At 60.5% G+C, this 13633-nt stretch carries 8 protein-coding genes; 6 read left to right on the top strand and 2 right to left on the bottom strand.

Annotated elements, in window-relative coordinates:
* Positions 1-115 precede the first annotated feature (115 nt).
* Together dnaB and ACWKWE_RS19705 are read left to right on the top strand one after the other, a co-directional pair.
* Positions 116-1513: a replicative DNA helicase gene (gene dnaB / locus ACWKWE_RS19700; RefSeq protein ID WP_166596004.1), complete on the top strand. Its 1398-nt coding sequence runs from the start codon at positions 116-118 to the stop codon at positions 1511-1513.
* A 164-nt stretch (positions 1514-1677) separates the two neighbouring features.
* Positions 1678-3981, top strand: a complete 2304-nt coding sequence (locus ACWKWE_RS19705; protein WP_483851438.1) for a YgiQ family radical SAM protein — start codon at positions 1678-1680, stop codon at positions 3979-3981.
* 50 nt (positions 3982-4031) lie between these two features.
* Here the strand turns inward: ACWKWE_RS19705 and ACWKWE_RS19710 are convergent, their stop codons facing one another.
* On the bottom strand, positions 4032-4520 hold the full coding sequence (locus ACWKWE_RS19710; protein ID WP_166596002.1) for an Hcp family type VI secretion system effector: 489 nt from the start codon (positions 4518-4520) through the stop codon (positions 4032-4034).
* A 363-nt stretch (positions 4521-4883) separates the two neighbouring features.
* On the opposite strand from ACWKWE_RS19710, the gene ACWKWE_RS19715 reads away from it, so the two are divergent.
* From ACWKWE_RS19715 to azu, 4 genes are all read left to right on the top strand, one after another.
* Entirely contained in the window at positions 4884-8177 is a 3294-nt protein-coding gene (locus ACWKWE_RS19715) for a transglutaminase family protein (protein ID WP_483851439.1), read from the top strand.
* Between the two features lie 133 nt (positions 8178-8310).
* Entirely contained in the window at positions 8311-10812 is a 2502-nt protein-coding gene (locus ACWKWE_RS19720) for a circularly permuted type 2 ATP-grasp protein (RefSeq protein ID WP_483851440.1), read from the top strand.
* The gene (locus ACWKWE_RS19725; RefSeq protein ID WP_166595999.1) at positions 10812-11708 is read left to right on the top strand and encodes a transglutaminase family protein; all 897 of its coding nucleotides are present in this window, start codon (positions 10812-10814) and stop codon (positions 11706-11708) included. The genes ACWKWE_RS19720 and ACWKWE_RS19725 overlap by 1 nt, the downstream gene beginning before the upstream one ends.
* 316 nt (positions 11709-12024) lie before the next feature.
* The gene (azu, locus tag ACWKWE_RS19730) at positions 12025-12471 is read left to right on the top strand and encodes an azurin (RefSeq protein ID WP_483851441.1); all 447 of its coding nucleotides are present in this window, start codon (positions 12025-12027) and stop codon (positions 12469-12471) included.
* A gap of 123 nt (positions 12472-12594) precedes the next feature.
* On the opposite strand, the gene ACWKWE_RS19735 is transcribed toward azu, so the two are convergent.
* A complete protein-coding gene (locus tag ACWKWE_RS19735) occupies positions 12595-13617 on the bottom strand; it encodes a 2-oxoadipate dioxygenase/decarboxylase family protein (RefSeq protein WP_483851442.1) in 1023 nt (340 codons plus the stop codon).
* Between the last annotated feature and the right edge of the window lie 16 nt (positions 13618-13633).

Raw genomic sequence — 13633 nt, forward strand, 5'->3', positions numbered from 1 at the left:
GACTCGTGCGCTAGCCGGTCAATAAAGGGCGCGATCCATTTCTTGGGTCGTGCCCTTTGTCATTTCTAGGTATTGTTGATCAACTTCTGATTCAAACCCCTGATTTCGTGTGGCCATGAACGATATTTCTGCTCCCGAGCAATACGACCTGCAAACCGCAGCCCTGAAGGTGCCGCCGCATTCCATCGAGGCCGAACAGGCTGTACTCGGTGGTCTGATGCTGGATAACCAGGCGTGGGAGCGCGTGCTGGATCAAGTCTCGGACGGCGACTTCTACCGCCATGACCACCGCCTGATTTTCCGCGCCATCGCCAAGCTGGCCGATCAGAACCTGCCCATCGACGTCGTAACCCTGTCCGAGCAGTTGGACAAGGAAGGCCAGACCTCACAGGTCGGCGGTCTGGGCTATCTGTCGGAGTTGGCAAAAAACATCCCGTCTGTTGCCAACATCAAGGCCTACGCCCAGATCGTGCGGCAGCGGGCGACCTTGCGGCAGTTGATTGGCATCAGTAACGATATTGCCGACAGCGCGTTCAACCCGGAAGGGCGGACTGCTGAGGAGATTCTCGACGAAGCCGAGCGCCAGATTTTCCAGATTGCCGAAGCGCGCCCGAAGACGGGCGGGCCGGTGGGCGTCAATGACCTGCTGACCAAAGCCATCGACCGCATCGACACCCTGTTCAACCTGGGTGAGGGCATCACCGGCCTGTCCACGGGCTATACCGACCTGGACGAAAAAACCAGCGGTTTGCAGCCTTCCGACTTGATCATCGTCGCGGGCCGTCCGTCGATGGGTAAAACCACCTTCGCGATGAACCTTGTGGAAAACGCGGTGCTGCGCAGCGAAAAAGCGGTGCTGGTGTTCTCGCTGGAGATGCCAGGCGAATCGCTGATCATGCGTATGCTGTCGTCTCTCGGGCGTATCGATCAGACCAAGGTGCGTTCCGGTCAACTGGATGATGACGACTGGCCGCGTCTGACCTCTGCCGTGAATTTGCTCAATGATCGCAAACTGTTCATCGACGATACTGCCGGTATCAGCCCTTCGGAGATGCGTGCGCGTACTCGACGTCTCGTGAGAGAGCATGGTGATGTCGGCTTGATCATGATCGACTACCTGCAGTTGATGCAGATTCCGGGTTCCAGCGGCGATAACCGGACCAACGAAATCTCCGAGATTTCTCGGTCCCTGAAAGCGCTGGCCAAAGAATTCAACTGCCCGGTGGTTGCCCTCTCTCAGCTCAACCGCTCCTTGGAACAACGTCCCAACAAACGCCCCGTGAACTCCGACTTGCGGGAATCCGGAGCGATCGAGCAGGACGCCGACGTCATCATGTTCGTGTACCGGGACGAGGTGTATCACCCGGAAACCGAGCACAAAGGCATCGCGGAAATCATCATCGGTAAACAGCGGAACGGCCCGATTGGCTTCGTGCGTCTGGCGTTTATCGGCAAGTACACCCGCTTCGAGAACCTGGCGCCGGGCAGCTACAACTTCGACGATGACGAATAGTTGAGATCCACGCTTTGAGGTCCTGAGAGCGTCAACGCTACGATTCAATGCCAACCACAAATCCGACCTGTGCCGTCGGATTTGATCAAAATTTGTGCTATTCTCCGCGCCCGCGAATTTCCACAAGAAACTCGCCTCCCCGATTACGAACACTGGTCATCGACATGCAAGCAGCCAAGCCGTTATTTGACTATCCGAAGTACTGGGCCGAATGTTTCGGGCCCGCGCCTTTCCTGCCCATGAGCCGGGAAGAAATGGATCAGCTTGGCTGGGATTCCTGCGACATCATCATCGTGACCGGTGATGCGTACGTCGATCACCCGTCGTTCGGCATGGCGATCATTGGCCGGCTGCTGGAGTCGCAAGGCTTCCGCGTCGGGATCATTGCTCAGCCGGACTGGAAATCGAAAGACGACTTCATGAAGCTTGGCGAGCCGAACCTGTTCTTCGGTGTCGCAGCGGGCAACATGGACTCGATGATCAACCGCTACACCGCGGACAAGAAAATCCGTTCCGACGACGCGTATACCCCCGGCGGCATGGCGGGCAAGCGCCCGGATCGCGCGAGCCTGGTCTACAGCCAGCGTTGCAAGGAAGCCTACAAGAACGTCCCTATCGTGCTGGGCGGGATCGAAGCGTCGCTGCGCCGCATCGCGCATTACGACTACTGGCAGGACAAGGTTCGCAATTCGATTCTGATCGACGCCTGCGCCGACATTCTGCTGTATGGCAACGCCGAGCGCGCCATCGTTGAAGTCGCCACCCGTCTGTCTTATGGCGAAACCATTGAAAGCATCACCGACGTTCGCGGCACCGCGTTCATTCGGCGCGACACGCCTGAAGGCTGGTACGAAGTCGATTCCACGCGTATCGACCGCCCGGGCAAGGTCGACAAGATCATCAACCCATACGTGAATACTCAGGACACCCAGGCCTGCGCTATCGAGCAGGAAAAAGGGCCGACTGAAGATCCGAACGAAGCCAAGGTCGTGCAGATTCTGGCCAGCCCGCGCATGACCCGTGACAAGACAGTCATTCGTCTGCCGTCCATGGAAAAAGTGCGTAACGACCCGGTGTTGTACGCCCATGCCAACCGGGTTCTGCACCTGGAGACCAATCCCGGCAACGCCCGTGCGCTGGTTCAGAAGCATGGCGACGTCGATGTCTGGTTCAACGCGCCTCCGATTCCGATGACCACTGAAGAAATGGACTACGTGTTCGGCATGCCGTACGCACGTATCCCGCATCCTGCGTACGGCAAGGAAAAGATCCCTGCCTACGACATGATTCGCTTCTCGGTGAACATCATGCGTGGCTGCTTTGGCGGCTGCACCTTCTGCTCGATCACTGAACACGAAGGCCGCATCATTCAGAACCGCTCGCACGATTCGATCATTCGTGAAATCGAAGAGATTCGCGACAAAGTCCCAGGATTTACCGGCGTCATTTCCGACCTCGGTGGTCCGACTGCAAACATGTACCGTATTGCTTGCAAGAGCCCGGAAATCGAATCCGCGTGCCGCAAGCCGTCCTGCGTATTCCCTGGTATCTGCCCGAACCTGAACACCGACCACTCGGCGCTGATTCAGCTGTACCGCAGTGCGCGTGATCTGCCGGGCGTGAAGAAGATCCTGATCGCTTCCGGCCTGCGCTACGACCTCGCGGTCGAGTCGCCGGAATACGTCAAAGAGCTGGTTACCCACCACGTCGGTGGCTATCTGAAGATCGCCCCGGAACACACCGAGGAGGGTCCGCTCAACCAGATGATGAAGCCGGGCATTGGCAGCTATGACAAGTTCAAGCGCATGTTCGAGAAGTACTCGAAAGAGGCGGGCAAAGAGCAGTACCTGATCCCGTACTTCATTGCGGCCCACCCCGGCACGACCGATGAAGACATGATGAACCTGGCGCTGTGGCTCAAGGGCAATGGCTTCCGGGCGGACCAGGTGCAGGCGTTCTACCCGTCGCCGATGGCCAGTGCGACGGCCATGTATCACTCGGGCAAGAACCCGTTGCGCAAGGTCACGTACAAGAGCGACGCGGTCACCATCGTCAAGAGCGAAGAGCAGCGCCGTCTGCATAAGGCGTTTCTGCGCTATCACGACCCGAAAGGCTGGCCGATGCTGCGCGAGGCGCTGGAGCACATGGGGCGTTCGGACCTCATCGGTTCGGGCAAGAACCAGTTGATTCCGTTGCACCAGCCGGAAACCGACAGCTACCAGAGCGCTCGCCGCAAGAACTCGACGCCCGCTGGCAGCCACAAAGTGGCCAAAACCACCAAGATCCTCACGCAACACACCGGCCTGCCACAACGGGGCAGCGACGGCAGCAAGCCGTGGGACAAACGCGAGGAGGCCAAGGCCGCTGCAGCCGCCCGCAATAAGCAGGCTGCCAAGGATCGCGCTGATGCCGCCAAAGGCGGGAAGGGTGGCAAGAAACCGTCCCGTCAGCCTGTCTTTCCGCGCTGAGTGACGCCGTTGTAAAAAAAACGCCAGCTTTCGAGCTGGCGTTTTGCATTTCAGATCTTCACGTTTTCGCGGATGTTCCAGCCGTACTTGATCACCCCGCCATCCTTGCTGCCGTCGGCCTTTTGCGGTTGGTAGCTGACTTCGACCTTGCCGAAGTTGAGGGTGAAATCTTCCTTGATGATTTCATCGCTATTTCCGGCATTGGCGTTGTATGACGCGACCATCACCTCTTTCAGCGTAATGATCATGTATTCCACCGGGCTGCTGCCGCCCGCCTTGCGGATGGTCAGTGTGGCTTCGGGGTAATGCTTGCCGCTGGAGCACGCCATCATTAGGTTGGGGGAAGATTTGTCCAGCGACTTGGTGAAACTCAGGTTGTGAATGTTGACCTTGCCCGCGCCTCCGCCACCCCCCTGATGCATGGACCCGGACTGCGTCATACCCCATTGGAAGGTATGAATGTCGATCTCTTCCTGGTGAGCGCTGTCCTTGGACTCACCCTTGATATCGCCCAACTTCAAAAACATATCGATAGCCACGAACTCTCCCTGAAACAGTCGTCGACGAATTGTCGAGGCGCACCTTTTCTTACTGAAGCGCTGGCCACAAGACGTCGGGAGCACAACCAGACCGTTCACACAGAAGAATGGAAAATCTCCTACAGTTTCGCTGCCAATAGCAGCTGATTTTGATTCGTCTGTGGTCAAACTCAGGCGCTCGGGAAGCAAATAACCCCACCCGCCTCATTTCCGTGCGACCCTTGCACCATCCGCCGAAGCTGGCGCGATTTTGGTGCTGTGCTTAGCTCAGCGGGCATCATGAACGCCGAAGGCGCCTGACTTGCCGGGGTGGCATAAGTCTTGCGCGGTTCCGCTACCGTCCAGGCTCGCAGGAGGCACGCCGTGTCGATTCACATTGCCTTGCACCACGTCACGCATTACCGCTACGAACGAGCGGTCGAGTTGGGTCCGCAGATCGTGCGCTTGCGCCCGGCGGCGCACAGCCGTACGCGTGTCTTGTCCTATTCGTTGAAAGTCCTGCCTGAGAACCATTTCATCAATTGGCAGCAGGACCCGCAGGGTAATTACCTGGCGCGTCTGGTGTTCCCCGAGAAGACCGACGAGTTGCGCATTGAGGTTGATCTGGTCGCCGAAATGGCGGTGTTCAACCCGTTCGACTTTTTCCTTGAGCCTTACGCCGAGAAGATTCCGTTCACGTACGCCAGAGAAGAGCACCACGAGCTCTTGCCGTATCTGGAAAAGCTGCCGCTGACGCCGAAGTTTCAGGCGTATCTGGACAGCATCGACCGCACGCCGATTCCGGCCATCGACTTTCTGGTGAACCTCAACCAGCGGCTGGCCAACGACATCAATTACCTGATCCGTATGGAGCCGGGGATTCAGACCCCTGAATTCACGCTGGACAGCGCATCCGGGTCTTGCCGAGATTCCGCGTGGCTGTTGGTGCAATTGCTGCGGCATTTGGGGCTGGCAGCGCGTTTTGTGTCGGGCTATCTGATTCAGCTCAAGGCCGACGTCGAGGCGCTGGACGGGCCGTCGGGCACTGACGTGGATTTCACAGACCTGCACGCGTGGTGCGAGGTGTATCTGCCCGGCGCTGGCTGGGTCGGATTGGATGCGACCTCGGGTCTGTTTGCTGGCGAGGGGCATATTCCGTTGGCCTGCAGCCCAGAGCCTTCCTCGGCGGCGCCGATCAGCGGACTGGTCGAGCCGTGCGAAACCGAGTTCAGCCACGAGATGTCGGTGGAGCGCATTTGGGAGGCGCCGCGCGTCACCAAGCCTTATACCGAGGAGCAGTGGTCGGACATTCAGGCGTTGGGCCGACAGATCGACAAGGATCTGATCGCCGAAGACGTGCGCCTGACCATGGGCGGTGAGCCGACATTCGTGTCCATCGACGACCGCGACGGCGGCGAGTGGAACACCGCTGCGCTGGGGCCGAAGAAACGCGTGTTGTCTGCCGAACTGTATCAGCGCATGCGCAAGCACTACGCGCCGCAGGGCATCGTGCATTTTGGGCAGGGCAAGTGGTATCCGGGCGAGCAACTGCCGCGCTGGTCGCTGAACTGTTTCTGGCGTCGCGACGGCGAGCCGGTCTGGCGCAATAACGCGCTGATCGCAGACGAAGCCGAGGATTACGGCACCGATGGCGAGATGGCCGGGCGTTTTCTGCGCAGCGTAGCCGAGCGTCTGAAACTGCCGACGCGCTACGTGTTCCCTGCCTACGAAGACCATTTTTATTACCTCTGGCGCGAAGGCGCGTTGCCGAAAAACGTCAGCGCCGAGGATTCACGTCTCGGCGATGAGCTGGAACGGGCACGGCTGACCAAGGTGTTTTCTCAGGGCCTGGACAAGGTGATTGGCCATGTCCTGCCGTTAGCACGCACTGCCGCCGATGATCATTGGCAGAGCGGGCGCTGGTTCCTGCGGGACGAGCATTGTCGGTTGGTGCCGGGTGATTCGCCCTTGGGCTATCGACTGCCGCTAGCCTCGCAGCCATGGGTCAAGGCTGCGGAATACCCGTACATCCACCCGACCGATTACAACCAGGATTTCCCCGACCTGCCGGATCGGGCAGAGGTCGACAGCGCGCTTGGCAGTCTCACCGAACAGACAAATGCTGGTGCCGAGCGTGTGCCGAAGATTGACGAGTCGGCGGACTGGCTGACCCGCACCGCGCTGAGCGCCGAAGCGCGTGGCGGGCGGCTGTATCTGTTCATGCCGCCGCTGCAATCCCTCGAAGCGTATCTGGAGCTGGTCGCTGCCATCGAAGCCACGGCTGAAGAGCTGCGTTGCCCGGTGTTGCTGGAAGGCTACGAGCCGCCGAGCGACCCGCGTCTGGCCAACTTCCGTATCACGCCGGACCCTGGCGTGATCGAAGTCAACGTGCAGCCTTCATCCTCGTGGGACGAGTTGGTCGAGCGCACCGAGTTTCTGTATGAGCAGGCGCGCCTGACCCGGCTGACCACCGAAAAATTCATGATCGACGGGCGACACACGGGCACCGGCGGCGGCAACCACTTCGTGCTGGGCGGCGCGACGCCGGGGGATTCGCCGTTCCTGCGCAGGCCCGATCTGCTGCGCAGCTTGCTCAGCTATTGGCACAACCACCCGTCGCTGTCGTACCTGTTTTCCGGGCTGTTCATTGGCCCGACGTCTCAGGCGCCGCGTGTCGATGAGGCGCGCAACGACTCGCTGTACGAGCTGGAAATCGCCTTTTCGCAAATGCCTGCACCGGGTGAGGAATGCCCGCCGTGGCTGGTGGACCGCCTCCTGCGCAACCTGCTGATCGACGTCACGGGCAACACCCACCGCGCCGAGTTCTGCATCGACAAGCTGTATTCACCGGATGGCGCGACGGGGCGTCTGGGGCTGCTGGAATTGCGCGCGTTCGAGATGCCGCCTCATGCCCGGATGAGCCTGGCGCAGCAACTGCTGCTGCGCGCACTGGTGGCGCGGTTCTGGCGTGAGCCTTACGCACCGGCCAAGCTGGCGCGCTGGGGCACTGAGCTGCACGACCGTTTCATGCTGCCGCATTTCATCGAGCAGGATTTCGCCGACGTCATTGTCGAACTCAACGCCGCCGGTTACCCGGTGCGCGCCGAGTGGTTCGCGGCGCACCTGGAGTTTCGTTTTCCAAAGGTCGGCGACTACGCGGTCAGCGGCATCGAGTTGGAACTGCGTCAGGCGCTGGAGCCTTGGCACGTGCTGGGCGAGGAGGGCGCGGCTGGCGGTGCGGTGCGTTACGTGGACTCGTCTCTGGAGCGTTTGCAGCTGAAAGTCACGGGTCTGCCGCCGCAGCGCTACATGCTCACGTGCAACGGTGTACCCGTGCCGCTGCAACCGACCGGACGTGTTGGCGAATTCGTCGCGGGCGTGCGGTATCGCGCCTGGCAGCCGTTCAACGCCTTGCAGCCGACGATTCCGGTGCATGCGCCGCTGGTTTTCGACATTCTTGATACGTGGATGCAGCGCTCGCTGGGCGGCTGCGAGTATCATGTCGCGCATCCTGGGGGGCGCAATTACGAAACCCTGCCGGTCAACGCCAACGAAGCCGAAAGTCGGCGCCTGTCGCGGTTTTTCCGCGTCGGCCACAGCCCCGGCAAACTGGCAGTGCCTGCGCTGACCCTCAATGATGAATTGCCCATGACGCTGGATTTGCGTCTGCACCGATAAAAATGGCCCGGACGGCCAGCCTGATCTCATGAATCGGGCTGGCTGGCTCAGAAAGCGGCCGCAGGGAAGCGAGCCACATCGTGTCACGTTGTCTGCGCTAATCTGACCTCTTTAGTTGTCTGCCGAGCCTTCCATGCCCGACCTGCTTGACCGATACCCGCTCTCTGCGGGCACCTATCACGAGATGCTAGATGCCAGCGGCGCCATTCGCCCGCACTGGCTGCGTTTCTACGAGCAGCTGCAACGCAGCACTCCCGCACAGTTGATCCAGCGGCAGGCGTTGCTGGCCAGGCAAATTCAGGAAAACGGCGTCACCTACAACGTCTATGCCGACCCCAAAGGGGCCGATCGTCCTTGGGAACTGGACCTGTTGCCGCATTTGATTCCGGTCGAGGAATGGCAGCAACTGGCGGCGGGTATCGCCCAACGTGCGCGATTGCTCAACGCGGTGTTGGCCGACCTTTATGGCCCGCAAAACCTGATCGCCGAGGGCTTGCTGCCTGCGGAACTGGTCTTTGGCCACAACAATTTTCTCTGGCCCTGCCAAGGCGTAACGCCGCCGGAAGGCACCTTTTTGCACGTGTACGCCGTTGATCTGGCGCGCACCCCCGATGGCCGCTGGTGGGTCACCGCTGACCGAACGCAAGCGCCGTCCGGTGCGGGTTATGCGCTGGAAAACCGGCTGATCGTGTCTCGCGCTTTCCCCGAGCTGTATCGCGATCTGGAAGTGCAGCACCTCTCGGGTTTCTTCCGCTCGTTGCAGGAAACACTGGCGCGACAGGCGCCGAGCAGCAACGAAGTGCCGCTGGTCGTGCTGCTGACGCCGGGTCGCTTCAACGAGAGCTATTTCGAACATCTGTATCTCGCCGGGCAATTGGGTTATCCGCTCGTCGAAGGCAGCGACCTCACGGTCCGCGACGCCACGGTGTACCTGAAAACCCTCAGCGGCCTGCGTCGGGTGCACGCGATCATGCGGCGTCTGGACGACGACTTCTGCGACCCGCTGGAGCTGCGCACCGATTCCGCCCTTGGCGTGCCGGGGCTGCTGGAAGCCGTGCGTCAGGGCCGCGTGCTGGTGGCCAATGCCTTGGGCAGCGGTGTGCTGGAATCGCCGGGCCTGTTGGGTTTCCTGCCGAAGATCAACGAGCACCTGTTTGGCGAAGAGCTGATCCTGCCGTCCATCGCGACTTGGTGGTGCGGCGAGCCTCCCGTTCTGGCCCAAGCGCTGGAAAAAATGCCGGAATTGCTGATCAAACCGGCCTTTCCTTCTCAGAGCTTTGTCCCGGTTTTTGGCCGTGATCTGGACGATGAGCAGCGTCAGGCGCTGGCGGCTCGGATGCAGGCGCGGCCTTACGCCTATGTCGCTCAGGAACTGGCGCAGCTGTCTCACGCGCCGGTCTGGCAGGGCGCCGACGCGCAGCTTCAACCCCGTGCTATTGGCATGCGGGTGTACGCCGTTGCCACCGCCGATGGCTATCGCGTGCTGCCGGGCGGCCTCACGCGGGTGGCCGCCGATGCCGATGCCGATGTGGTGTCAATGCAGCGCGGCGGGGCCAGCAAGGACACGTGGATTCTGGGCGAGCGCACGTTGGGCAGCGAGCCGTGGAAAGGCCGTCACTCGTTGGGCGTGCATGACCTGATCCGCCGCGACCCGTATCTGCCGTCCCGCGTGGTGGAGAACCTGTTCTGGTTCGGGCGCTATTGCGAGCGTTGCGACGACAGTGCTCGCCTGCTGCGGATCATGCTGGCGCGCTACGTCGATGGCGATGACCCGCTGGCGCTGCAAGCGGCGGTCGAGCTGGGCGAGCGCCTGAATCTGGTGCCACGCGAGGACGAAGACGAGCCGAGCGAACTGCATGACCGCTTGCTGGCAGCGTTGCTGGGTGAGGACTGGCCGTTCAGTCTGCGCTCCAACCTGCAGCGTTTGCAGTGGGCTGCCTCTCAAGTTCGCGGCAAGCTGTCTCGGGAGAACTGGCAAGCGTTGGTCGAATTGCAGCGCGAAGCCGCGAACCTGGACACCGACGCTCCCGACTTCGGCGAGCTGCTGGATTTTCTCAACCGCTTGGTGATGTCTCTCGCGGCGCTGTCCGGTTTTGCGCTGGACGACATGACCCGCGACGAAGGCTGGCGTTTCCTGATGATCGGGCGGCGCATCGAGCGTTTGCAGTTCCTCAGCACCAGTCTGGCCGCATTCCTGCGCAGCGACGCGGTGTTCGATCAGGACGCGCTGGACTGGTTGCTGGAACTGGGCAACAGCAGCATCACTTACCGTTCGCGGTATCTGGCGTTGCCGCAGTTGATTCCGGTCCTCGATTTGTTACTGCTTGACGAGCAAAACCCCCACGCCGTGCTGTTCCAGCTCAAGCTGGTGACGCGTTCGGTGAAGCGTTTGAACGACGATTTTGGCGTGCCCCAGGACAATAGCCTCGCGGTCTTGCGCCAGCGGTTGGCAGCGTTCGACCTGGGTTGTCTGGAAAACGGGCTGTTCGGTCAGAGCAGCGTCAAGGCTGCGCTGCACGGCCTGGCGGACTTGCTGCAAAGCATCGGCGACACCAGCGGCCAGGTCTCTGACCGCTTGGCCCTGCGCCATTTCGCCCACGTCGATGATGTCAGCCAGCGCACGGTGTCCGTCTGATGAGCAGCGCTTTCTACCAGATCCTTCACGATACCCACTACAAGTACGACAGCCCGGTGTCGCTGGCCCAGCAACTGGCGCATTTATGGCCTCGGTGCAGCCCTTGGCAGCGTTGCCTTGAGCAGCACTTGGAGATCAGCCCGGCGCCGACCACGCGCCGGGATGAGCTGGACGTGTTCGGCAATCCGCTGACCCGGCTGGCGTTCGAACGGCCCCACGATGAATTGCAGGTCAACGCCCGTCTGCAGATCGAAGTGCTGGAGCGACCGGCGCTGGATTTCCGGCAGTCACCGGCCTGGGAGTTGACCCGCAGCACGTTGACCTACAGCGCGACGAAGATGTCGCCAGACATTCTGGAAGCCTGCCGCTACCGTTTCGAATCGCCCTACGTGCACCTCAAGCAATCGTTCGTCGAGTTTTCGGCCGGTTGTTTTCCGGAAGGGGAGCCTTTGCTGCTGTGTGCTCAGGCACTGATGGAAAAGATTTTCGACGAGTTCACGTTCGACGGCGAAGCGACACAAGTGGCGACGCCGTTGGTGGAGGTGCTGGAGACCCGGCGTGGTGTCTGCCAGGACTTTGCGCATTTGATGCTTGCCTGCCTGCGCTCGCGTGGGCTGGCGGCGCGGTACGTCAGCGGCTATCTGCTGACTCAACCGCCACCCGGCCAGCCGCGATTGATCGGTGCCGATGCATCCCACGCTTGGGTCTCGGTGTTCTGTCCGGTGCTGGGGTGGGTGGATTTCGACCCCACCAACAACATCCAGCCTGCGCTTGAACACATCAGTCTGGCGTGGGGGCGCGATTTTTCCGACGTCTCACCCTTGCGCGGCGTCATCCTCGGCGGCGGCAATCACGACCCGGAAGTGCGTGTGACGGTCATGCCGCTGGATGAGTGAATCTCCGGATACCAGAACTCACGCGTGACGGTAGTCGTTGTAATCCTGAGCGACGCGGTCGTAGCTCCCGCTGGCGCCACAGGCGTAGGCGGCGAGCAAACTGCGGAAAAGGCTGTTGAGTTGCATGATGGTCGTCCTGATGGATGAGTGACGGGCTCATCTTAGAAAGACCCTGTATGGTTGGCTGCTTGATTGTCTCGATGGGCCTGATAGAGCCCGCCCAGAGATGTTTCATAATCTTGGGTTGATAAATTGTTTAGGATTGAGGCAATCTTTGTATACAAAAAACAGAGCAACCCCATTCAGGAGACTCACCATGATTCGCAAGCTCGTTGCTGCCTCCCTGCTGACCCTGGCCAGCGGCCATCTGCTGGCCGCCGAATGTTCGGTGACCGTGGACTCAACCGACCAGATGTCCTTCGACAAGAAGGTCATCGAAATCGACAAGAGCTGCAAGGAATTCACCGTCAATCTGGCGCACTCCGGCAGCCTGCCAAAGAACGTGATGGGCCATAACCTGGTGGTCAGCAAAGAAGCCGACATGCAGCCCATTGCCACTGACGGCCTGAGCGCTGGCATCGACAAGGATTACGTGAAAGAAGGCGACGCGCGCGTCATTGCTCACACCAAGATCATTGGCGCGGGCGAGACCGATTCGCTGAAAATCGATGTGTCGAAGCTGGACCCGGCAGAGAAATACGGTTTCTTCTGCTCGTTTCCAGGCCACATCAGCATGATGAAGGGTACGATTACCCTGAAGTAACGCAGCTTCAGGTGCCCAAAAACTGTAGGAGTGAGCTTGCTCGCGACAGGGGTGTGTCAGCCATCACTGCTTCGAATGACGCACCGCTATCGCGAGCAAGCTCACTCCTACAACGCTATAGCCTCAATTCTTTGACGCGGTCATCTTGAAAATCCCCTGTGCATTACTGCTGTCGAAATTCAGGTCGATCTTGCCGTTTTCCGGGTCGATCTTGCGTTGGATGAACTCGACGAACGACCCCGGCACCTGATGCGTCTTGAGCACGCCTTCGGCATTCAGCAGCTCGCGACTCACCGTGCACGCCTTGTAGGCGGTCTGCATCACGCGACCTGACGTAGACACCTCGATGCTGTCCTTCATCGGGCGCTCCAGACGAATCTGCTCTTCCACCGTGGCTTCCAGATTGTCGACCCGATCTGTCAGGTGGTTGAAGCTGTTGCCTTCCGTAGAAATCCACGCCATTTCCGCGCTTTCGCCGAGCAGCTGACGATAGTCGGCTTCCTGCACCACCCCATGCTGACGACCAAATGCGCGATACAGCCCCGGCAGCAGGCGTGTGGCTTCTTCGAGGCTGCAATGACGCGTCGTGCGCAGACGCTGGAGGATGCTCAGGTCGTCAGGCGTCAGCGGGTCGCGGCTGGAACTCACCACGCGGCTGACAGCGTCCTGAAACGCCTGGCTCAAACGCCCCGGATGCAGCTCCGACACGAAGAACTGCGCGATGTCTTCCGGCAGGTCCATCTGGCGATAGCCCCAGCCGGTCATGTTCAGTTTGGTGAGTGGATAAGTGCGCACGTCAGTGAAGCCCAGTGGCTCCAGCAGGCGCGAGAACGCTTGACGACCCCGGGGCAATTCGCCGTTTTGCGCCCAGTCCACGGTCCGGATGGCGCCGTGATCGAACACCACTTTGCGACCGCTTTCGAACTGTTCGTCAACGTAACGCAGGCCGTCCGGCACCGCTTGCACCAGTTTATGGAACAGGCACAGGTTCAGCGCCTCCGCGAGCCAGACGCGATGGACGCCTTCGTCGGACCAGGAGAAATCATGCAGCGCTTGCGGGACGTCGACACGACGTTCGAGCCAGTCAGCAGCGGGCTGGCCGACCGTGGAGGCGACGAGGGAAAAGAGGCCTTGGAAAGCAGTCATGGTTAGCGTCTCTGAG

Source organism: Pseudomonas salicis (genome assembly GCF_057128705.1).